Genomic DNA, 22528 nt, shown 5'->3' with positions numbered 1-22528 from the left:
TGCTAGAGACCTTAAGCGCGCGCCTGAGCCAGCAATTCCTCATAGCGGTTTTGCGCTTTCAGGATGAGGTCGCAAACTTCGCGCACGGCTCCACTACCACCAGATCTCGTAGTAACAAAGTGAGCAGTTTCCTTGACGGCCTCATGCCCTTGAGCGGGACATACTTTCAGTCCGGCAGACTTCATCATCTGGAAATCAGGCCAGTCATCACCCATAACCGCGCAATCTGTAGACTTCAGCTCCAGGGACTGGAGAATCTTTTCTAAAGCGATGGCTTTGTTATCTACGCCCATGTGCACATGTTTGATGCCTAGCTCTTCGCAGCGTGCTAAAACCATTTCAGAGCTACGTCCTGTAATGATGGCTGTTGGAATACCAATCTTTTCTAATAGCTTTATTCCCAATCCATCCTGAATATCAAATGCTTTTAGCGACTCTTTGCCGTTATCGCCGAACAATACGTGGCCATTCGTGAGTACGCCATCGACATCCAATACCAAGAGTTTTATAGCGCTGGCGCGATCCCAAGCCTGTGGATATTGGCTTAATGGGTTGGTGTTATGAGCATTAAAGGCACTAGGCATAGGTGTAGATCAGTGAAGGTTTGAGTTTACTTAAATGACCTTGGCTGCAAATAAATCATGGAGATTGAGGGCTCCAAGTAATGCGCCTTGAGGGTCGGTCACCACTAGGTGGTTGATTCGATGTTTCTCCATCATTTCAATGGCTTCTTCCGCCAACAGTTCAGGAGGAATAGTGCGAGGAGCTGAAGTAATCGCCTTTTCTAAAGTGAGGCCATCCAGATTGGTGCTCTTTTCAAGCAGACGGCGTAAGTCGCCATCAGTAAAAATACCAGCAACTTTATTTGCGCTGTTTAAGGTCACCACCATACCCATGCGCTTGGCAGTCATCTCTAGTAAAGCCTCTTGGAGTGAGGCGGAGATCGAAATCTTTGGAGTCTCATCTAGGTTGCGCATGACTTCGCTGACATGCATCAACTGTTTGCGGCCCAAGCGCCCACCTGGGTGGGAGCGTTGGAAATCTTCCGCTTGAAAACCGCGAGCATCAAGCAAGGCAACTGCCAGCGCATCGCCCATGGCGAGTGCAGCAGTAGTGCTAGTAGTTGGGGCAAGATTAAGTGGACAAGCTTCTTTTTCAACACTGGTGTCCAAATGGGCATCCGCCAATTTCGCTATAGAGGAGTTTGGCGCGCCAGTGAGCGCGATCAGTTTTGCACCCGTGCGTTTTACGATTGGCACGATGGTGAGGAGCTCATCAGTTTCACCAGAATTGGATAAAGCAACAAAGACGTCGTCACGAGTCACCATACCCAAGTCACCATGGCTGGCTTCTGCGGGATGGACAAAAAAAGCGGGGGAGCCAGTAGAGGCAAATGTAGCGGCAATCTTTCGGGCAATATGCCCAGACTTGCCGATGCCAGAAACCACAATGCGACCTTTACAAGAATGCAAAAGATCAATGGCTAGCACTAGGGCATCTGCATTGGCGCCCTCAAGGCGATCACGCATGGTTTGCAGTGCAGCAGCCTCTATAGTGAGGGTGTCGCGCGCAAGCTTTAGGGTTCGGTCACGAGTCTTAGCTATCATGGGGTGAGTATATGCCGTCAGTCCTTCAGTTAACTCTCATCTTGCTGGCCTCCGGAGTGGCCGGGGTAGTTATTTTCCGCTATTTCGGGCTACCTCCTATTTTGGGCTATTTGGCTATTGGCGTCCTGATCGGGCCTCATGCCCTCGGTTTGGCCAATGATTCAGCTACCGTCAAGTATTTAGCGGAATTTGGCGTAGTTTTCTTGATGTTCTCTATCGGCCTGGAATTTAATCTCCACAAGCTACGGGCTATGCGGTCCATCGTATTTGGGCTGGGCGGCAGTCAGGTCATTTTGACCATGCTCCTAGCGGTTCCAGCCAGCCTGCTAATGAATTGGATTTACCCGATCTCGTGGCAGGCAGCCATTGCTTTGGGGGGTGCACTAGCCATGTCCTCAACCGCCATCGTCACTAAACTCATCTCTGATCGCTCAGAAATTGAAACTGAGCATGGCCGCAACATTATCGGGATCTTGCTATTTCAGGATTTAGCGGTGGTCTTCCTGTTGATTTTGTTGCCTTCCCTTGGTAAAAATCCAGGGGATCTATTTTTAGCCCTAACCGCCGCATCCATCAAGATTTCGGTGGCGCTTGTGCTCATTTTTGTCATTGGGCAAACCTTAATGAGTCGCTGGTTTAGCTTGGTAGCTAAATTGCGTTCCCAAGAGCTTTTCATGCTCAACCTCTTGCTTATTGTGTTGGGTATGGCTGGGCTGACAGAGCATTTTGGCTTGTCCTTGGCGCTTGGCGCCTTCTTGGCTGGTATGTTGATTGCAGAGACGCCCTACCGCCATCAAGTTGAGGAAGACGTTAAGCCTTTTAGAGATGTTTTGCTGGGACTCTTCTTTATTACCGTAGGCATGTTGCTAGATTTTGAGGTCATTCATCAGCAGTGGGTATTGGTCCTACTCTTATTGATTGGCCCACTGATTTTCAAGTTTGGCTTGATTGCCTTGCTATCACGTGCCTTTGGTTCCAGTCCAGGCATCTCTATTCGGACGGGTTTGTGTTTAGCGCAGGCAGGTGAATTCGGCTTTGTGTTGCTCAATCAAATTGATGGTCTTGACTTGATTGATCCTGCCTTAAGTCAGGCGGTCTTAGCAGCGATGCTGCTCTCCATGTTTGGCGCTCCTTTCCTTATTCAATATAGCGATCGTATTGCCATGCGCTTTTCCAGCAATGAGTGGCTCTTGCAGTCATTGGCGCTGACACGTGTTGCAGCAAAAAGCGTGCGTACGGAGAACCATGTGGTGATTTGTGGATTTGGTCGTTCCGGTCAAAGCTTGGCTCGCATGCTTGATCAAGAAAAAATTCCTTACATTGCTTTAGATATGGATCCCGACCGGGTGAAAGAAGCCGCTGGCGCGGGCGACAACGTGGTCTATGGGGATGCAAGCAGAGAAAATTATTTAGTTGCTGCTGGTTTAGCAAGGGCCAAGGCGGTTGTCATTACTTATGCGGATACACCAGCAACATTAAAGGTATTGCATCAGGTCGAGCATTTACGCCCAGGTATGACTACCTTGGTACGTACTAAGGATGATGCAGACTTAGCTAAGCTACAAGCAGCAGGCGCAACCGAGGTTGTACCAGAGTTAATCGAAGGTAGCCTCATGATGGCTTCACATGTGTTGCTCATGATGGGTGTGCCTATGCGGAAAGTAGTGCGGCGTATTACCAGTGCACGCGAGGCGCGCTATAGCTTGTTAAGAGGGTACTTCCGTGGTGCTGCTGATGATGATTTTGGATCGAATGAATCATGGCGTTTGCATTCAGTTACCTTGTTGCCAGAATCGATCAGTATTGGCAAAACACTAGACGAGCTTCATCTTGAAAATGAGGGTGTGAGTGTTCAGGCTGTAAGACGAAAAGTGGGCGGCTCTGACTATGTCAAGTTAGAGCTCACCCCAGAATTACGTTTACAAGCTAACGACATCCTAGTGCTCTCAGGCAATTCAGAAGCGACTGATTTAGCCGAATCTAAATTGCTCTAATTACTTTTTCTTTTTACTGGCGACTGATTTACGAATCAGTAATGGCCCTAAGTAGTGACCGGTAAAGCTGGCCTCATTTTTAGCAACTTCTTCAGGCGTACCAGTAGCAATAATCTGTCCACCACCAGCGCCGCCTTTAGGTCCTAAATCAATAATCCAATCGGCAGTCTTGATCACATCTAAATTATGTTCAATGATGACAATCGTATTACCTTGTTTCTTTAGGGTTTGCAAAACAGTTAGGAGCAACTGAATATCATGGAAATGTAAGCCAGTAGTTGGCTCATCTAGGATATAGAGCGTTCTGCCAGTATCGCGTTTTGAAAGTTCTAGCGAGAGCTTGACGCGTTGCGCTTCACCGCCTGATAGGGTGGTAGCACTTTGACCGAGCTTGACGTAGCCCAAACCCACATCGAGCAAGGTTTTGAGTTTACGTTTGACGATGGGAACGGCTTCAAAGAATTCATGAGCTTGCTCGATCGTCATCGACAGCACTTCATGAATATTCTTGCCTTTGTAGCGGATGTCTAAAGTCTCGCGGTTATAGCGTTTGCCATGACAGACATCGCATGGCACATAGACATCTGGTAAGAAATGCATCTCTACTTTGATAACGCCATCACCTTCGCAGGCGTCGCAACGACCGCCCTTGACATTAAAAGAGAAGCGACCAGCCTCATAGCCGCGCTCACGTGAAGCGGGCACACCACAAAAGAGTTCTCTAATCGGTGTAAATAAGCCGGTATAGGTTGCTGGGTTAGAGCGGGGCGTTCTGCCAATAGGGGATTGGTCTACGCTAATGACCTTGTCAAAGTTCTCCAGGCCCTTAATTGCATCATGCGCTGCAGGCTCTGCATTTGAGCCATAGATATGCTGTGCAACTGCGTGATGCAGTGTGTCATTAATGAGAGTGGATTTACCAGAGCCGGATACGCCAGTGACGCAGGTTAATAAGCCCACTGGTATCTGCGCATGAACGGATTGCAAGTTATTGCCACGGGCCCCAATGATTTCTAAGAACTTGTCATTTACCGGGATACGTTTTTCGGGAACAGCAATCCACTCTCGACCAGACAAATAGGCGCCTGTCAGAGATTTAGGATTGGCTTCTACTTCGGCTGGAGTGCCTTCAGCAACGACTTCACCGCCATGAATGCCAGCGCCTGGACCAATATCGATGACGTAGTCAGAAGCGCGAATCATATCTTCATCGTGCTCAACCACCAATACGCTATTACCTAAATCGCGCAAGTGTTTTAAGGTTCCAATGAGGCGATCGTTATCGCGTTGATGTAAGCCAATTGACGGCTCATCTAATACGTACATTACGCCGGTGAGGCCGGAACCAATTTGAGATGCTAGGCGAATACGTTGGGCTTCACCACCAGAGAGCGTATCTGCGCTGCGCTCCAATGAGAGATAGTCGAGACCTACATCGTTTAAGAAGCGCAGGCGCGAGCCGATCTCCTTAACAATCTTATCGGCGATTTCTCGTTTAGCACCTTTAAGCTCGAGCGCTTCAAAATATTCTTTAGCTTCTTTTAAAGGTAGGGCGCTGATTTCATAAATAGCGCGTGATTGTTTGCCATCGCCTACTTTGACAAATCGTGCCTCTTTGCGCAAACGACTGCCGCTGCATTCTGGACATGTTTGCATATTTTGATAACGCGATAATTCTTCTCGAACTGTCGAAGAGTCAGTCTCGCGATAACGTCTTTCAAAGTTAGCAACAATGCCTTCAAAGGCATGCTCACGAATACTGTTTTTGCCACGCTCATTAATGTATTCAAATGGAATGGTGATATCACCTGAGCCTAACAAAATGAGATCTTGTTGTTTCTTATTGAGAGTCTCAAAAGGTTTCTCAACATCAAAGCCACCATGCTTTGCGAGTGTCTGCAAGAGTTTGAAGTAAAACTGATTACGACGATCCCAGCCTTTGATGGCGCCCGATGCCAGCGACAAGTCGGGATGGGCAACGATACGTTTTGGATCAAAGAAAGACTGATGACCCAGGCCATCGCACGATGGACAGGCTCCCATCGGGTTATTAAACGAGAAAAGACGTGGCTCAAGTTCTTGCAATGAGTAAGAGCAAATTGGGCAGGCAAACTTGCTCGAGAAAATCATCTCTTTGCCGGTATCCATATTGACAATCATCGCTTTGCCGTCAGCGAGGCGCAGTGCAGTCTCAAAAGATTCTGCTACACGTTGCTGAATATCGGGGCGCACTTTAATGCGATCTACTACTACTTCAATAGAATGCTTATCGTTTTTCTTAAGCACTGGTAATTGATCAACTTCGAAGATTTCGGCTTTTGCAGTATTAGTTGTGCCACCACCCGAGCGCACCCGAAAGCGCACAAATCCTTGCGCTTGCAGATCTTGAAATAAGTCCACGAACTCACCTTTGCGCTCACTCACTACGGGAGCAAGAATCATCAGCTTGGTGTCTTCGGGCATTGCCAAAACGGTATCCACCATTTGAGAAACGCTTTGCGCCTCTAATGGCAGATCGTGCTCTGGGCAGTGCGGGGTGCCAGCGCGTGCAAATAACAAACGCAGGTAATCATGAATCTCTGTGACCGTGCCCACCGTAGAGCGGGGATTGTGGCTAGTCGCTTTTTGCTCAATGGAAATCGCGGGAGAGAGGCCTTCAATCGTGTCGACATCTGGCTTTTCCATCAGTTGTAAGAACTGGCGGGCATAGGCCGATAAGGATTCTACGTATCTTCGTTGACCTTCGGCATAAAGGGTATCAAAGGCTAGCGAGCTTTTGCCTGAGCCAGAGAGTCCAGTCAAAACGACCAATTTCTCTCTAGGGATATCTAGATTGATATTTTTGAGGTTGTGCGTGCGCGCACCGCGGATCTTAATTTCGTTATTCATGATTTTTTAGCGTAACTTGTTAATATAGCCCTTTCCCATGAATCCTTCTGAACTTCGCTCCACTCTGGCCTTAGCAGGCATCTTTGGCCTCCGTATGCTGGGCCTATTTCTGCTTTTGCCGGTTTTTAGCATTCATGCGCGGGGCTTGCCTGGCGGCGAACATGCCCTGTGGGTGGGATTGACCCTCGGAATCTTCAATATTGTTCAAGCCTGCTTCTATATCCCTTTGGGGCGCCTATCCGACCGAATTGGTCGAAAACCCGTCGTTTTATGGGGACTCTCCTTATTTGTGGCGGGTGCCTTGATTTGTGCGGCCCAAGATGATCTCCTATGGATTGCCATCGGTCGCGGGGTAATGGGCGCGGGAGCTGTCTCAGCAGCGATTTCTGCCTGGGTCGCTGATTTAACCCGTGAGCAAGTCCGCACCCGTGCAATGGCCTTAGTTGGCGGCAGTATTGCCCTCTCGTTTGCCCTCTCCTTGGTGATCGCTGCCCCAATCTATCGCTTGATCAGCTTAAGCGGCATCTTTGTGGTGTTGGCGGTGCTTGGGGTAGGGGCGATGTTTGTCGCCTACTACGTTCTGCCTAGTACTAAGCCTGAACCCAAGGTGCAGCAAGCGAGTTTGAAGGACGTTTTTCTGCGCCCTGAGTTAATGCGTCTGAATGCTGGTGTATTTGTATTGCACGCCACCCAAGTAGCCATGTTTTTAGTAGTGCCCAGTTTGCTAGTGCAAGCCGGCCTCCCATTAGCCTCCCATTGGCAGGTTTACCTCCCTGTGGTGCTACTCTCCTTTTTCTTGATGGCGCCCATTCTGATTTTTGGTGAAAAGAAGCAGCAATTGCGTACGGTTTTATTGGTGGCCATTGTGCTGCTCTTGATTGCTGAATTCGTGTTTACGAGCGCCCATTCAATTACTGCTATCACCGTCGCCTTGTTGATTTATTTCGTTGGCTTTAACTTGTTGGAAGCATTGCAACCTTCCTTAGTTTCTCGTTTTGCCAAGGAATCTAAGGGTACTGCTCTAGGTGTTTACAACACTACCCAGTCGATTGGCCTCTTTACAGGGGCTGTTATTGGGGGTTGGCTGATGGATAGCCATGGTGATTTATCGGTTTTTATCATGGGCGCATTACTGCTTTTGTGCTGGCTTATAATTGCTTGGTCGATGGGTGCGATGCCAACGAGAGCCACAGAATCAAAGGATGTAGCACCAAAGACAGTGCCGTAGCTTCATTGGTTTAATTAAAGCGGGTAGCTTATTTTTAGTAGTAATAACAGCAGTATTTTTCTTCGGGAGACAACATGGCTTCGGTAAATAAGGTCATCATCGTAGGTAACGTAGGACGCGATCCAGAAACACGTTACATGCCAAGCGGCGACGCTGTAACAAACATTTCAGTAGCGACATCAGATCGTTACAAAGATAAGCAGTCTGGCGAAATGAAAGAAACCACAGAATGGCACCGCGTTGCATTCTTTGGCAAGCTTGCAGAGATTGCTGGTCAATACCTCAAAAAAGGTTCACAGGTTTATGTAGAAGGTCGTTTGCGTACACGTAAATGGACTGATGCTAGCGGCCAAGAAAAATATTCCACTGAGATCGTTGCAGAAACAATGCAAATGCTTGGTGGTAAGCCAGTAGGTGGTAGCGGTGATGGCGGTGGTGAAAGTTATAGTCGCTCAAAGCCGGCTGAGCAATCTGCTCCAGCATCTTCAAATGCAGCATCACTTGGCGCAATGGATGACGATATTCCGTTTTAACCATTTCGTTCATTAGTATTGCCTCATGTAAAAAGCCCTTTTAGAAGGGCTTTTTATTTACCTGCAGATTTTGTTACTGCCTTGCATGGCGCATGTTATCTGGCCAGGGCGCGTTGTGATCGGTGCGGAAGGGGTTGATATCCAACCCACCGCGACGAGTGTAGCGAGCATAGACGGAGAGCTTCTCGGGCTTGCATTGCCGCTTGATGTCACAAAAAATCGTTTCCACACAATGCTCATGAAACTCACCCAATTGCCTAAAGCCAATCAGGTAGCGCAATAAACCTTCTTCAAGTATTGGACGTCCTTGATAACGAATTTGTACGCTTGCCCAATCTGGTTGACCGGTGACTGGGCAATTGGATTTGAGTAAATGAGAGACTAAGCACTGCTCGATGGGCCCAAAAGATTCGTTTACTTCGAGTAGCGCGGGATCTGCCGATAAGCTTGGATCTATCTCGATATCGAGACGATCCATCAGGACGCCGCTCATTTCCTGCATTCCTTTTTTGGCAACTGCTTCAGTTGGATGAATGCGGGTAGAAATTTTGCTGCCAGCCACTGCTGATAAATCCCCAATCAATTTTTCTCGAACTTCAGATTCATCTTCAAAGCGAGCGTTATTCAGACTATTTAGATAGAGCTTGAATGATTTAGATTCAATCATGTTCGGCGAATCTGCTGGCACTTGAAATTCTGCCAAAGCAATCTGGGGCTTTCCTTTTTTATTGAGCCAGCTGAGCTCAAAGGCATTCCAAATATCAACACCGACAAAAGGTAAGGTCTGATTTGGTTTGATGTTTAGCTTGAGGCGATTCTCAGCGCGTGTAATGGGGAATAGCAGGCTTGGATCATATTGATCTGGATATTGCGTTGCTTGGCCAAGGGATAGCTTTGACATACGTTGCGTACTTAGCTTTTAGGTTTATTCGATACGCCAGATACAACGTGACCAGTAGGCGCTACTGATGCAGCGGACTGGCAGTGGCCAGTTTGGTCATCAAAGAAAAAGTCTGGCTCAAACTCGCGGAGAAACTCGCTTTTAGAAAGTCCACCAAGGAACATCGCTTCATCTACATCAATACCCCAAGCCATCAATGTACGAATAGCACGCTCATGTGCAGGGGCCGAACGAGCGGTAACTAAGGCGGTGCGAATACGCATACCCTTCTCACTGGTAGAGCGTTGCAAGCGGTGTAGGGCTTCTAGTAATGGCTTAAATGGGCCTGGCGGCAATGGGATAGCAGCTTTCTTGCTTTCATGATCTACAAACGCTACTAAACCTTCGCTCTGAAATACTTGCTCGGCTTCATCTGAAAAGAGTACTGCGTCTCCGTCAAAGGCGATGCGGATTTCATTGGGATGAGACTCTGCAGTCTTGCTCGATTCTGGATAAACGCGCGCTGCAGGAAAGCCTGCATCAATTGTTGCACGCACATCATCTTCATTTGCTGAGAGAAATAAATTGGCATGTAATGAGCGTAGATAGTGGTATGGCGGGCGTCCTCGCGTGAATACACCCCGCTCCAAATGTAAGCCATGATGCTTGGCAGAGCGGAAGACTCGCAGACCACTGACAGGATCATTGCGTGACAGGATCACCACTTCAACGCGCTGTTCACCTTCTTCATTGAAGGCCAACAACTTTTTTACCAATGGAAAGGCTACTCCCGTCTGAGCGGCTTTAGATAAGCGCTCCAACTGCAACTTCATATAGGCGCTGTCATCAGTAGATTCGAAGATGCGATTCTCTTCCTCGAAGTCAAAAAGTGCGCGCGATGAAATCGCAACGACGAGTTTTCCGGTGAGCGTGAATGACATTTATGAATTACATCTCATTTAAGGAACAGACGATAAGCAGGGTTATCAGTCTCATTCCAATGTGGATAACCGAGTGAAGCTAAGAAGTTTTGGAATTTCTTCTGCTCATTTTTTGGCACCTGCAGGCCAACTAAGATGCGACCATAGTCGGCGCCGTGATTACGGTAATGGAAAAGGCTGATATTCCAATTGGGCGCCATGCTGGTGAGGAACTTCATCAAGGCGCCCGGACGCTCAGGAAACTCAAAGCGATAAAGCAACTCATCTTTTGCAAGTGAGGAGCGACCGCCAACCATATGACGTAAATGGGATTTAGCTAGCTCATCATGGGTTAGATCGATCGTAGCAAATTTTGCCTTTCGGAAATGCTTTTCAATCGCCGCGCTATCCGCTGCTTTTTGTGTGCCAATGCCGACAAAAATATGCGCCTCACTTTGGTCGGCGATGCGATAGTTAAATTCCGTTACATTGCGATTGCCGAGTAATTCACAAAAGCGTTTGAAGGATCCGCGCTCTTCAGGAATGGTGACTGCGAAAACTGCTTCGCGGAACTCACCAACGTCAGCGCGCTCAGCTACAAAGCGTAAGCGGCTGAAGTTCATGTTGGCACCGCAAGCAACAGCCACTAATGTTTTCTTTTTAAGGCGATGTTTTTCTACATACTTCTTCATGCCCGCAATGGCGAGGGCGCCAGCAGGCTCCAGAATGCTACGCGTGTCAGTAAATACATCATTGATTGCTGCGCAGATTTCATCGGTATCTACAGTGATGATGTCATCTACAACGCGTTTGCAAATCCGGAAGGTTTCTTTGCCAACAAGTTTGACTGCGGTGCCATCTGAAAAAAGACCGACATCTTTCATTTCAATACGCTTATTGGCTTCGAGAGATCTTCTCATCGCATCTGAATCTACTGATTGAACACCGATAACTTTGGTCTTAGGGCTGACTGCTTTGACGTACTCACCAATGCCGGCAATTAAGCCACCACCACCAATGGCTACAAAAATGGCATCGATCGGCTCTTGGTGCTGCTGAAAGATTTCTAGGGCAATCGTGCCTTGGCCAGCAATGACATCCGGGTCATCAAAAGGGTGAACGAAGGTTAAGCCCCGTTTTTTCTCTAAAAGTTCGGAGTATTTGAAAGCGTCACTATAGGACTCGCCATGCAAGATCACTTCAACCCACGGGCCGCCACGGGCCTTTACTGCATCGATTTTGACGCTGGGAGTGGTTGTGGGCATGACGATGACTGCTTTGCACTTCATTTTTGCTGCCGCTAGGGCTACGCCTTGGGCATGATTGCCTGCTGAGGCTGCGATAACCCCCCGTTTTAGGGCTTCTGGGGGTAAATGCGCCATTTTGTTATAGGCGCCACGCAGTTTGAAGGAGAAAACCGGCTGGTTATCCTCTCTTTTGAGTAAAACTTGGTTACCTAAGCGCTTGGTGAGTTCGGGGGCTACTTGGAGCTCTGTTTCCCTGGCCACATCGTAGACTCGGGCCGATAAAATTTTCTTTAAATAGTTCGTTGCCATGCGATGAGCGTACCATGAATGGGCTCTAAGCCCTTAGATCTGCAAGGGTTTATCGCCTTGGACCAACATCTTTCTTGGTTTCCTGCCAATATCAAGATCCCTCAATTAAAATGCATATTTATCAAATATGACGCTATGAACGCTCCATTAGCTTTGAACCAGTTGCTAGATGCTGAGGCGGGTTCGCCCCGCCTCCGCGAAATCCCCTATAACTACACCTCTTTTTCCGATCGTGAAATCGTAATTCGCTTACTGGGCGAGGAGTCTTGGCGCGTTCTGAATGATTTGCGTGGGGTTCGTCGCACCGGCCGTTCAGCTCGCATGCTGTTCGAGGTGCTAGGCGATATTTGGGTGGTTCAACGCAACCCCTTCTTGCAAGACGATCTGTTGGATAACGCCAATCGTCGCCAATTATTGATTGATGCACTATGGCATCGCCTTGGCGAAGTGAAGAAAAGATCGAGCGGGGAGTCTGCTGAGCAAGTTCAAGTCCTATTAAAGGCCGCGCATCAGGCTGTCGAAAGTTTCGAGCGGGGCTTTAAAGAGGTTACTGAGATTCGAAAGCGTGCTCGTAAGGAGCTTGGTCGCATTACTGCTTCTGACAACATTTGTTTTGATGGCGTCTCTCGAGCAGCGCATGTGACTGATGCAACTGACTGGCGTGTTGAGTTTCCACTCGTGGTTCTCAAGCCGGATTACGAATCTGAAATCCCGGGTTTAGTGAAGGCCTGTGTTGAATTAGGTTTGACGATTATTCCACGCGGAGGGGGCACTGGTTATACCGGTGGCGCCATTCCGCTGTATGCCATGTCAGCAGTCATTAATACTGAGAAGCTGGAGCAAATTGACGGCGTCAAGGTGAAGCGTTTGCCTGGTGTAGATCATGAAGTTTCGACGATCTTTACGGGTGCTGGTGTTGTTACGCGCAGAGTTTCAGATGCTGCAGAGCGCTCTGGGCTTGTGTTTGCGGTCGACCCTACTTCTGCAGATGCCAGCTGTATTGGTGGCAATATTGCTATGAATGCCGGTGGCAAGAAGGCAGTTCTCTGGGGCACAGCCTTAGACAACTTGGCTAGCTGGCGCATGGTGGATCCAGAGGGCAATTGGTTAGATGTTGAACGTCTAGATCACAATCTGGGAAAAATCCACGTCGCAGAAAAAGTTCGCTTTCAGTTAACTTGGTCTGATGGTTCAAGTGAGCCAGGCCAACGAATCTTAAAAACAGAAATTCTGGAAGTAGAGGGTAAACGCTTCCGTAAAGAAGGTCTAGGTAAGGATGTGACTGATAAGTTTTTATCAGGCTTACCTGGCGTTCAAAAGGAAGGTTGTGATGGTTTGATTACCAGCGCTACTTGGATCTTGCATCGCATGCCGAAATACATGCGCACTGTTTGCCTGGAGTTTTTTGGTCAAGCACAAGAAGCCATTCCGAGCATTGTAGAAATTAAGGCTTACATTGATGGTTTGACTAAAAATGGCGGCCCTATTTTGGCTGGCTTGGAACACTTGGATGATCGCTATTTGAGGGCGGTTGGCTACTCCACTAAGTCCAAACGCAATGCCTTACCTAAAATGGTATTGATTGGCGATATTGCTGGTGATGATGAAGAGGCCGTAGCTGCAGCGACTAGTGAAGTTGTTCGTATGGCTAATAATCGGGTTGGCGAAGGCTTTGTGGCTGTTAGTGCTGAAGCGCGCAAGAAGTTTTGGTTAGATCGTGCCCGCACCGCTGCAATTGCTCGCCATACCAATGCTTTTAAGATCAATGAAGATGTGGTGATCCCATTGCCGCGTATGGGTGAGTACACCAACGGTATTGAGCGCATCAATATTGAGCTCTCCCTCAAAAATAAATTACAAGTTTTGGATGGCCTTGAAGCATTCTTGAAAAAGAGTGCATTGCCATTAGGTAAGGCGACTGAAGATTACGAAATCCCGACTGCCGAAATTTTGGGTGATCGCGTGCAGCAGGCACTTGAACTCATTACTAATGTGCGTACACGTTGGTCTGATTGGCTTACGCAGATGGATGTGTATTTCCCTGGTCTGCAAAATTACACTCTGCGGGCCTCCTGGAAGACAGAAGTTCGTGCTGAGCTCAGAATTATTTTTGGCGGCCTAGCATTCGAGCCCATCCTCAATGAACTTGAAGCTATCCATAAAACTATTTTGCGCAAACGAGTATTTGTAGCGCTGCATATGCATGCTGGTGACGGCAATGTTCACACCAATATTCCAGTGAACTCAGATGACTACGAGATGTTGCAAGATGCTCATCGCGCCGTTGCTCGGATCATGAAGCTCGCGCGCTCATTGGATGGTGTGATTTCGGGTGAGCATGGGATTGGTATTACGAAGCTCGAGTATTTAACTGAAGCAGAACTAAAAGATTTCCGCGCTTACAAAATGCGTGTTGATCCTGAGGGTCGCTTCAACAAGGGCAAATTAATGCCGCATGCTGATCTCAGCATTGCTTACACTCCGAGCTTTGGTTTGATGGGGCACGAGTCCATCATCATGCAGCAGAGTGATATCGGCGCAATTGCTGATAGTGTGAAAGATTGTTTGCGTTGCGGTAAGTGCAAACCAGTGTGCGCTACCCATGTACCGCGGGCGAATTTGCTTTACAGTCCACGCGATAAAATCTTGGCAACTTCTTTGTTGATCGAAGCTTTCTTATACGAAGAGCAGACACGCCGTGGCGTATCGATTCGCCATTGGGAAATGTTTGATGATGTCGCGGCGCATTGCACCGTGTGTCATAAGTGTTTAACGCCTTGTCCTGTCAACATTGATTTTGGTGATGTCACGATGAACATGCGCAACTTGTTGCGCAAGATGGGGCAGCAACGCTTTAATCCGGGAACAGCAGCATCAATGCTGTTCTTGAATGCTACTGATCCAGATACTATCAACTTGGTTCGTAAGACTATGATTGGCTGGGGTTACAAGCTTCAGCGCTTGGGTAATGATGTATTTCGGAAGTTGGCGCGCAAACAAACTGCGCACCCACCCGCGACGGTAACCAAGCCGAACTTAAAAGAGCAGGTGATTTTCTTTGTCAATAAGAAAATGCCTGGTAACTTACCTAAGAAAACTGCTCGTGCACTCTTAGATATCGAGGACGCAAATTACGTACCGATTATTCGGGATCCAAAAACGACTTCCGCTGACACTGAGGCAGTGTTTTATTTCCCAGGGTGCGGTTCAGAGCGCTTGTTTTCACAGGTGGGATTGGCAACCCAGGCAATGCTGTGGAATGTAGGTGTTCAAACGGTATTGCCTCCGGGCTACTTGTGTTGTGGTTATCCACAGCGGGGTAATGGCGACTTCGATAAAGCGGAGAAGATGATTACGGACAATCGCGTACTCTTCCATCGCGTTGCGAATACCCTCAACTATTTAGATATCAAGACAGTGGTGGTTTCTTGTGGAACTTGCTACGACCAGTTGGCCGGCTATCAGTTTGAACTGATCTTTCCTGGTTGTCGCATTATCGATATTCATGAGTATCTGCTGGAGAAGGGTGTCAAGCTTTCCAATGTGACTGGTGTGAAGTACATGTATCACGATCCATGTCACTCGCCAATGAAGTTGCAAGATCCACTCAAGACGGTGAATGAGCTGATTCAGTTGGAAGATGGCAAAGCCATTCAGAAGAATGATCGTTGCTGTGGTGAGGCTGGAACGCTGGCAGTGACGCGTCCAGATATTTCTACGCAGGTGCGCTTCCGTAAGCAGATTGAAATGGAGAAGGGCGCTAATGAATTGCGTAAAGGCGATTTCACTGGTGAGGTCAAGGTGCTGACAAGCTGTCCATCCTGTTTGCAGGGCTTAACTCGCTTTGATGCTGATAGCGATACAACGGCAGATTACATAGTGGTTGAAATGGCTCAAAAATTATTGGGCCCTGATTGGATGCAAGAGTATGTTGCGAAAGCCAATCAAGGCGGAATCGAAAGGGTATTGGTTTAATGATCCCAATTAATGTTGTTGTTCATCAGCAGTCGAAAGTGTTAGAGCTCACTTATGACAATGGCAATACCTATCGCCTCCCTTTTGAGTTGTTAAGAGTAGTGTCACCATCGGCTGAAGTGCAGGGCCACGGCCCTGGGCAGGAGACCCTGCAAACCGGTAAGCGTGAGGTTTTAATTGCCAATATTGAGCCCGTGGGTCACTACGCTTTGAAGCCCTCTTTCTCTGATGGACATGATTCCGGTCTATATACTTGGGACTACTTACACTTTTTATGCGAAAACCATGAGCAGATATGGAAAGAGCATTTGGAAAAATTAGCTGCCGCTGGTGTAGATCGTGATACCCCCATGAATGTTGGTGGACATTCATGCGGTAGTCATTAATGGTTATTTCAGCAGAGTAAAGAAGAACATGAGTAAGACCCATTTTGGATACCAAAGCGTTGATGAAGCTGAAAAAGCCGGCAAGGTTGCAGAAGTATTTCATTCTGTAGCTAGTAAATATGATGTGATGAATGACTTGATGTCATTTGGATTGCATCGGCTATGGAAAAAAGTCACTATTGCTCGCGCTCAAGTACGTCCTGGTCAAAAAGTATTAGATATTGCCGGCGGTACAGGCGACTTGGCAGCAGCCTTTGCGCGCGCAGCAGATTGGGGTCATAACACTGAGGCTCAGGTCTGGTTAAGTGATATCAACGCTTCTATGCTGGGAGTTGGCCGCGACCGTCTGTTAGATAAAGGCTTGGCATTGCCTTGCGTTCAGTTTGATGCAGAAAAAATTCCATTTCCTGCTAATCACTTTGATGTGGTGACAGTGGCATTTGGTTTGAGAAATATGACTCACAAAGATGTTGCTTTGGCAGAGATGCTTCGCGTCATCAAGCCCGGGGGTCGAGTTTTAGTGCTGGAGTTCTCTAAGCCGGATGCTTTTTTACAGCCCGTTTATGACACCTATTCATTTAAGGTCTTGCCTTGGCTGGGTGAGAAGATTGCACAAGATTCCGAGAGTTATCGCTATTTGGCTGAATCCATTCGGATGCATCCAGATGCGCAGGCTCTGAAAGAAATCATGTTGGGGGTCGGTTTTGATGAAGTTGATACCCATAGAATGACTGGGGGTATCGTTGCGCTACATATTGGTATTAAATACTAGTGAATTGGTAATTTTTAGCGGTTAAGAGTTAGAGTTGTTCTATGGGGGATAAAAATATGAATAAGCATAAGCATTTTTTCAAGGCATTCCTATTAAGTGTCAGCTTAATATTTGCTACTGTTGGTCATGCTGATGCGGCGCGTTTGGGTGGCGGTAGAAGTATCGGTAAAGCGCCAAGTGCTCCTATACAGAAGCAAGCTTCTCCTGTACAAAAGCCAGCCCAACAAGCTCAACCAACTGCACCAGCCGCAGCCCCTCAAGCACCAGCACCTAGTCGCTTTGGCGGCATGGGTGGCATCTTGGGTGGACTTGCTGCAGGACTTGGTATTGGGTATCTTTTATCCCACTTTGGCATGGGTGAGGCTGCATCCTCTTTGATTACTGGATTGTTGATTGCGGTCCTTGCTGGATTTGCCATCATGTTTGTAATGAGAAGGTTGTTGCCTGCTTTGTCTGGTGCAAATAAAGCTCCTCAAGTTACTTCACAAGGAATGCAGCGGACCAATGTGGACCAGGCACCAAGGCAGGAGCCTGCATTTACACCTGCTGCCAATGCTTTTGGTGGCCTTGCCGCTGAGCCTGCACCGTTTCAGTCAACCCTGCCGCCAGGATTTGATGAATACGCATTTTTAGAGAATGCGAAGCAATATTTCTCAGGTTTGCAAAAAGCATGGGATCAAGGTGACTTAACTGCATTGCGTGAGTTCACCACCCCCGAGATGTTCGCTACCATCGAGCAAGATCTTTCAGGTCGTGCCGATAGCGCCAATCAAACTGATGTCGTTACACTTAATGCGCAATTATTGGGAATTGAGACAATTAACAATATGTATTACTGTAGCGTGCAGTTCACTGGCATGATTCGTGAGCAAGCAGGTGCCCAGGCAAATAATTTCTCTGAAATTTGGAACCTCAGCAAGCCAGTAACTGGCCCTGGAGGCTGGGTACTGGCGGGTATCTCTCAGTTGGTTTAAGCTTGAGGTACTTTCCACTGAAAGCCCGCACTTGTGCGGGTTTTTTACACTGATGACCACCGCAACTCCCGCTACTCACCATATTGCAGCTGCTGCCGCTTGCCGAGGGATTAATCATGTCCTAATGGCAGAGCCATGGGCAATGGCTGAGCTTGCGCGACATGCAGGCAAAGTCATTTTGGTGAAGCTGCCTGTTGGCAATCTTTGTTTTGAGTTGACTCTCAAGGGTTCTTTAGCTCCTTCAGCAGAATTTGATGCACCCTCTCTGGAATTGGATATTTCCGCTGAGGTAATGAGTGCTCTTGCAGGCGGTTCTGGAGGCTTACGAGAGCAGGCAATGAAGTCGGTCAGGATTACTGGCGATGCAGACTTAGCGCAATTGCTGGGACGCTTAGCAGGACAGATTCGCTGGGAGTATGAAGAAGACTTGGCACGTTTGATTGGTGATGCACCCGCTAACTTCGCCGTGAGTCAGGGTAAGAAATTGATTTCTGCAGGACGATCAGCTGCTTCTGACTTGCTAGGGAATGTGGTGGAGTATGTCAGCGAAGAAAGAAAAGTACTTTTAAATAAAAGAGATTTTATGATTCGCAAAAATGAATTGAATGTCTTGCGTGATGCAGTTGATCGCATGGAAAAACGCATCCAACTTCTAGAGCGAAAAGGTTAATTGATCGTGCGTCGCCTTGCTCGCCTTTCCTTTATTTTCTTTACCGCATGGCGTTATGGCTTGCTACCACTACTACGAGATATTCTGAAGCCCGGCATTCGTCGTGGAGCATTAACCATCATTTGCTGGACCTCCCCAGGTGAATCTTTACCTAGAGGCGAACGTATTCGCTTGACTCTAGAGGTACTTGGTCCAATCTTTGTAAAGTTTGGACAAGTACTCTCTACTCGCCGAGATTTGTTGCCCGAAGATATTGCCAATGAATTGGCGAAATTGCAGGATCAAGTGCCTCCATTTTCTAATGACGAGTCTTGTCGCTTGATTGAGCGGGCGCTTGGACAAACTATTGAAGAAGTATTTATTAGTTTTGATGCTACTCCTGTGGCCAGCGCCTCTGTGGCTCAAGTGCACTTTGGTTTATTGCGCGGTACTGAAAAACATCCTGAGTGGGAGGGCCGTGCTGTAGCAGTCAAGGTCTTGCGTCCTGGTATTTTGCCAATTATTGATGGCGACCTTGCTTTGTTATATGACTTGGCAAAAATTGTTGAGAGAGTTTCAGAGGATGGTCGTCGCTTAAAGCCTCGTGAGAACGTTGCAGAATTTGATACGTATTTGCATGATGAATTAGATCTCATGCGCGAGGCAGCAAACGCAAGTCAGTTACGTCGTTATTTTGTTGACTCTCAGAAGTTAATGATCCCGGAGATGTATTGGGATTTATGCCATACCAATGTCATCGTGATGGAAAAGATGGATGGCATTTCCATTGGGCGCACTGCAGAGTTGCGCGCTGCTGGTATTGACTTTAAAAAACTTGCTGCAGATGGCGTAGAAATATTTTTTACACAAGTATTTGAGCACGGTTTCTTTCATGCAGATATGCATCCTGGAAATATCATGATTAGCCTCGAGCCAGAAACATTTGGCCGATTTATTTCTTTAGATTTCGGCATTGTTGGTGCACTGAGTCAGTCCGATAAAAGTTATTTAGCATTAAATTTCCTTGCCTTTTTTAATCGTGATTACCGCCGTGTTGCTGAATTACATATTGAATCTGGTTGGGTTCCTGCCAATACCCGGGTAGAGGAGCTTGAGGGCGCAGTACGTTCTGTTTGTGAGCCTTACTTTGACCGTCCTCTAAAAGAAATCTCCTTAGGGATCGTGCTGATGCGTTTGTTCCAAACTTCCCGCCGTTTTAAGGTGGAGATTCAGCCGCAACTCACTTTGCTACAGAAGACTTTATTGAACGTAGAGGGGCTTGCTCGTCAGTTAGATCCCGATCTCGATCTCTGGAAGACTGCCAAGCCAATTTTGGAAAAATGGATCAGTCAGCAGCTCGGTTGGAGGGCTTTGGTTGATGGCATCAAGGCTGAGGCGCCAAGCTGGGCTCAAATTTTGCCAACCTTGCCCCGCCTGATTGCAGAGAGTTTGGCGCAAGCACGCACCCCTCAAAGGGAGCAAAACGCTGAATTAGAGGTCTTGAAAGGCCTTTTATTGCAGGAAAGGCGTGCACATCGCCTGTTAGTTGGGGCTTTGTTGTTCGCAGGCGGATTTTTGGCTGGGATTTTGCTCATCGGCCTTGGTCTTTATTAGTCTGTCGCCTGTCACCTCTTAACCCGCTAAAATGCCAGGTTAGGCAAAGCACAAGCATAGGCATATGAAAAAATACTTTATTGCGGGCATTCTGGTGTGGGCACCGATGTCAATCACCATTTGGGTGATTGCATGGGGCCTGGGTCTGCTCGATGGTGTTTTTGGCTCCGTGATGCATGCCATCATTGCCGTATTCCCAAATCAGTTTGCCAACGATCTACAGCATTTCCGCGAATTACCTGGCGTCGGTATTTTGATTGTTGTTTTCGTGATTATGATGACCGGTCTGCTCGCCATTAGTTTTGCTGGACAGTGGTGGATGAAAGTGTGGGATCGTCTGATGAATCGTATTCCGATTGTCCGATCCATTTATTCCAGCGTTCAACAAGTTTCGTCGACCCTATTTTCTGGCAACGGCCAAGCCTTTAGTAAAGCGTTACTGATCCGCTATCCGCACGCAGATTCTTGGGCGATTGCATTTCAGACGGGCGTACCCGCACGAGAGGTTGCTGCAAAACTGGGTGAAGACTATGTAAATGTATTTTTACCAACCACCCCAAATCCAACTTCTGGATTTTTTATGATCGTCCCACGTGCGCACACCATTGAATTGGAGATGAGCGTCGAAGAGGCGCTCAAGCACATTGTTTCAATGGGATCCGTTCCTCCCACCAGTTCAACTGGTTTGACCGCTATTGTGTCAAACCATCATCTTTGATTTATAGGAAATTGTTATGTCGATGCGAAGCCATACCTGCGGTCAGGTAACTGAATCACTCATTGGTCAAGAAGTAACCCTCTCTGGTTGGGTGAATCGTCGCCGCGACCACGGTGGCGTGATCTTTATTGACTTGCGAGATCATCAAGGTTTTGTGCAGGTAGTGTGTGATCCAGATCGCCCAGACATGTTTGCTTTGGCTGAACAGGTTCGTAATGAGTTTTGTATTCAGGTTAAAGGTCTGGTGCGTGCGCGTCCTACTGGCACCGAGAACAATGATTTGGTCAGCGGCAAGATTGAAGTGCTTTGCCATAGCTTGGTGATATTGAATGCCTCCATCACCCCTCCATTCCAATTGGAAGACGAGAATTTATCTGAGACGACTCGCTTAACCCACCGCGTTTTAGATTTGCGTCGCCCGCAGATGCAAAAGAATTTGCGTCTGCGTTACAACGTTGCCATGGAATCCCGTCGTTACTTAGATGCTGCTGGTTTCATCGATATTGAGACTCCTATGTTGACGAAGAGCACTCCTGAAGGTGCGCGCGATTATTTAGTGCCATCCCGTGTTCATGACGGTCAGTTTTTTGCTTTGCCACAATCTCCTCAGCTGTTTAAGCAGTTATTGATGGTTGCTGGCTTTGATCGCTACTACCAAATTACCAAGTGTTTCCGTGATGAAGATTTGCGCGCTGACCGTCAGCCTGAATTCACTCAGATCGACTGTGAAACCGCTTTCTTGGATGAGATAGAAATTCGTGAATTGTTTGAAAACATGATTCGCCATATCTTCAAAACCACCATGAATGTAGAGTTGCCGAACCCATTCCCAACCATGCCTTACTCTGAGGGTATGGCGCGCTTTGGTTCTGATAAGCCGGATCTTCGCATCAACTTTGAGTTCACCGAATTGACTGACTTAATGAAAGATGTGGATTTCAAAGTCTTCTCTGGTGCAGCCAATCAAGAGGGTGGTCGTGTTGTGGGTCTCTGTGTTCCAGGCGGCTCTGAAATTAGTCGTAGTGAAATCGATGACTACACCCAGTTTGTGGCTATCTATGGCGCCAAAGGTTTGGCATGGATTAAGGTGAACTCCGTTGCAGAAGGCCGTAATGGTTTGCAATCTCCTATCGTAAAGAACTTGCATGATGCTGCAATCGAAGGCATCTTGAAGCGCACAGGCGCTAAAGACGGCGATATTATTTTCTTCGGCGCTGATAAAGAAAAAGTAGTGAATGATGCTATCGGCGGTCTGCGTTTGAAGATTGGCCACTCCGCTTGGGGTAAGGCACACGGTCTCTCTATTGAGGGTTGGAAACCATTGTGGGTAGTTGATTTCCCGATGTTTGATTACGATGAAGGCGAAGCCCGTTGGGTAGCTTGCCATCATCCGTTTACCAGCCCTAAAGATGAGCATATGCAGTATCTTGAATCTAATCCAGGCAAGTGTTTGGCCAAAGCATATGACATGGTTCTTAACGGTAGCGAAATTGGTGGTGGTTCAGTCCGTATTCACCAAGAGGCAGTGCAGAGCCAGGTATTCCGCGCGTTGAAGATTGGCGCTGAAGAAGCTCAGGCGAAGTTCGGATTCTTATTAGATGCGTTGCAGTATGGTGCGCCTCCGCATGGTGGTATTGCATTCGGCTTAGATCGTATCGTTACGATGATGACTGGTGCTGAGTCTATTCGTGATGTGATTGCTTTCCCTAAAACACAACGTGCGCAGTGCTTACTTACTCAGGCTCCTAGCCCAGTTGACGAGCGTCAATTGAAAGAGCTGCATATTCGTTTGCGTCAAGCGACCCCAACTGCTTAAGCAGGAAAGTATTTAGA

Annotated in this window: 17 protein-coding genes; 11 read left to right on the top strand and 6 right to left on the bottom strand. The window is 47.6% G+C overall.

From position 1 onward, the window contains the following. Positions 1–11: 11 nt before the first annotated feature. Together CBI30_RS00965 and CBI30_RS00960 are read right to left on the bottom strand one after the other, a co-directional pair. Positions 12–584: a KdsC family phosphatase gene (locus CBI30_RS00965; RefSeq protein WP_088526477.1), complete on the bottom strand. Its 573-nt coding sequence runs from the start codon at positions 582–584 to the stop codon at positions 12–14. Positions 585–614: 30 nt separating this feature from the next. Next, a complete protein-coding gene (locus CBI30_RS00960; RefSeq protein ID WP_088526476.1) occupies positions 615–1607 on the bottom strand; it encodes a KpsF/GutQ family sugar-phosphate isomerase in 993 nt (330 codons plus the stop codon). 11 nt (positions 1608–1618) lie between these two features. Here CBI30_RS00960 and CBI30_RS00955 point away from each other — a divergent pair, with 11 nt between their 5' ends. Continuing rightward, positions 1619–3601 (top strand): monovalent cation:proton antiporter family protein, encoded by a 1983-nt coding sequence (locus CBI30_RS00955; RefSeq protein ID WP_088526475.1) that lies wholly within the window; start codon positions 1619–1621, stop codon positions 3599–3601. Here CBI30_RS00955 and uvrA read toward each other — a convergent pair whose 3' ends face one another. Beyond that, entirely contained in the window at positions 3602–6490 is a 2889-nt protein-coding gene (uvrA, locus tag CBI30_RS00950; RefSeq protein WP_088526474.1) for an excinuclease ABC subunit UvrA, read from the bottom strand. It lies immediately after the preceding gene. Between the two features lie 37 nt (positions 6491–6527). Between uvrA and CBI30_RS00945 the strand changes: the two genes are divergently transcribed. Continuing rightward, positions 6528–7718, top strand: a complete 1191-nt coding sequence (locus CBI30_RS00945) for an MFS transporter (RefSeq protein WP_088526473.1) — start codon at positions 6528–6530, stop codon at positions 7716–7718. A 74-nt stretch (positions 7719–7792) separates the two neighbouring features. After that, positions 7793–8251, top strand: coding sequence for a single-stranded DNA-binding protein (gene ssb, locus CBI30_RS00940; protein ID WP_088526472.1), 459 nt, complete (start codon positions 7793–7795; stop codon positions 8249–8251). 73 nt (positions 8252–8324) lie between these two features. Here the strand turns inward: ssb and queF are convergent, their stop codons facing one another. Genes queF through ilvA form a run of 3 tightly spaced genes read right to left on the bottom strand, consistent with a single transcriptional unit; the run spans position 8325 to position 11607 of the window. Continuing rightward, a complete protein-coding gene (gene queF, locus CBI30_RS00935) occupies positions 8325–9152 on the bottom strand; it encodes an NADPH-dependent 7-cyano-7-deazaguanine reductase QueF (RefSeq protein WP_088526471.1) in 828 nt (275 codons plus the stop codon). A gap of 11 nt (positions 9153–9163) precedes the next feature. Further along, positions 9164–10072: a 5'-nucleotidase gene (locus CBI30_RS00930; RefSeq protein WP_088526470.1), complete on the bottom strand. Its 909-nt coding sequence runs from the start codon at positions 10070–10072 to the stop codon at positions 9164–9166. A 14-nt stretch (positions 10073–10086) separates the two neighbouring features. Continuing rightward, the gene (ilvA, locus tag CBI30_RS00925; RefSeq protein WP_088526469.1) at positions 10087–11607 is read right to left on the bottom strand and encodes a threonine ammonia-lyase, biosynthetic; all 1521 of its coding nucleotides are present in this window, start codon (positions 11605–11607) and stop codon (positions 10087–10089) included. 135 nt (positions 11608–11742) lie between these two features. Between ilvA and CBI30_RS00920 the strand changes: the two genes are divergently transcribed. The 8 genes from CBI30_RS00920 (at position 11743) to aspS (ending at position 22511) form a co-directional block, all read left to right on the top strand. Beyond that, positions 11743–15582, top strand: a complete 3840-nt coding sequence (locus CBI30_RS00920) for a DUF3683 domain-containing protein (RefSeq protein ID WP_088526756.1) — start codon at positions 11743–11745, stop codon at positions 15580–15582. Then, positions 15582–15968 (top strand): gamma-butyrobetaine hydroxylase family protein, encoded by a 387-nt coding sequence (locus tag CBI30_RS00915; protein WP_088526468.1) that lies wholly within the window; start codon positions 15582–15584, stop codon positions 15966–15968. Before CBI30_RS00920 ends, CBI30_RS00915 begins: the two co-directional genes overlap by 1 nt. A gap of 28 nt (positions 15969–15996) precedes the next feature. Continuing rightward, a complete protein-coding gene (ubiE, locus tag CBI30_RS00910) occupies positions 15997–16740 on the top strand; it encodes a bifunctional demethylmenaquinone methyltransferase/2-methoxy-6-polyprenyl-1,4-benzoquinol methylase UbiE (RefSeq protein ID WP_088526467.1) in 744 nt (247 codons plus the stop codon). Positions 16741–16796: 56 nt separating this feature from the next. Beyond that, positions 16797–17714: a Tim44 domain-containing protein gene (locus tag CBI30_RS00905; RefSeq protein WP_088526755.1), complete on the top strand. Its 918-nt coding sequence runs from the start codon at positions 16797–16799 to the stop codon at positions 17712–17714. A gap of 52 nt (positions 17715–17766) precedes the next feature. Then, positions 17767–18384 (top strand): ubiquinone biosynthesis accessory factor UbiJ, encoded by a 618-nt coding sequence (locus CBI30_RS00900; RefSeq protein ID WP_088526466.1) that lies wholly within the window; start codon positions 17767–17769, stop codon positions 18382–18384. Positions 18385–18390: 6 nt separating this feature from the next. Next, positions 18391–19977, top strand: a complete 1587-nt coding sequence (ubiB, locus tag CBI30_RS00895; RefSeq protein WP_088526754.1) for a ubiquinone biosynthesis regulatory protein kinase UbiB — start codon at positions 18391–18393, stop codon at positions 19975–19977. 64 nt (positions 19978–20041) lie between these two features. After that, the gene (locus tag CBI30_RS00890; protein ID WP_088526465.1) at positions 20042–20695 is read left to right on the top strand and encodes a DUF502 domain-containing protein; all 654 of its coding nucleotides are present in this window, start codon (positions 20042–20044) and stop codon (positions 20693–20695) included. 16 nt (positions 20696–20711) lie between these two features. Beyond that, complete coding sequence (gene aspS / locus CBI30_RS00885) at positions 20712–22511, top strand: aspartate--tRNA ligase (protein WP_088526464.1); 1800 nt, start codon at positions 20712–20714, stop codon at positions 22509–22511. Positions 22512–22528 lie beyond the last annotated feature (17 nt).

This window comes from Polynucleobacter aenigmaticus, from assembly GCF_002206635.1.
Classification (GTDB): Bacteria; Pseudomonadota; Gammaproteobacteria; order Burkholderiales; family Burkholderiaceae; genus Polynucleobacter; species Polynucleobacter aenigmaticus.
The sequence above is the reverse complement of the archived record's forward strand: the minus strand, read 5'-3'. Positions and strand labels throughout refer to the sequence as shown.